This is a genomic window from Shewanella sp. SP1S2-4 (assembly GCF_031932075.1).
GTDB lineage: Bacteria > Pseudomonadota > Gammaproteobacteria > Enterobacterales > Shewanellaceae > Shewanella > Shewanella baltica.
Genome location: NZ_JAUOET010000066.1, coordinates 1 through 541, shown reverse-complemented (window position 1 = coordinate 541; position 541 = coordinate 1). Strand labels below are relative to the sequence as shown.

Sequence of the window (541 nt, the reverse complement as noted above, 5' to 3'; positions counted from 1 at the left end):
CGCAATTTTGAATCAATCGCCAGATTAAGTAACGCTAACTCAGCAATATTATGTTCTAACTCCAAACGAGTACGAATGCGCCAAATCTCTTCCAATTTAAAAGGTCGTTTTTGTCCCATTGGATGACCTTTATTCCAAGCGTCCATACAAACCTCCTCAGGTTGTAATGAATAGACACTTGAAGTATAGGAAATAGCGCTCTTAACTGAACAAATATGGATTATAAAATCTCATGCATAAATAAAATTAAAGCGGAGTCTAAAAATGAAGCGCTGAATTACTTTGGGGCAATAGCTTTTTAGCTAATCGAACAGCGATAGGGTTAATTAAGATTGGCATTGTTGCAACTGTGACCGTTGGCGGCATGGATGCCGTCGTCGAGCCCTCAGGGACGAGTTTATGGCGAGTCACAGGGGAAACAATGACAATTCATGCTGCAAACTGACAACAAAGTTATCTTGCTTTGGGGCAATAGCCTTTTAGCAGAACGGGCAGCGAGAGGATTAGTTAGGATTGGCGTAATTACGGAAGTGACCGTAGG

At 41.6% G+C, this 541-nt stretch carries 1 pseudogene; it reads right to left on the bottom strand.

Going from position 1 to position 541, the window contains the following annotated elements:
- Nucleotides 1–146: pseudogene (locus Q4Q52_RS22195) on the bottom strand (integrase); the annotation flags it as partial.
- Between the last annotated feature and the right edge of the window lie 395 nt (nt 147–541).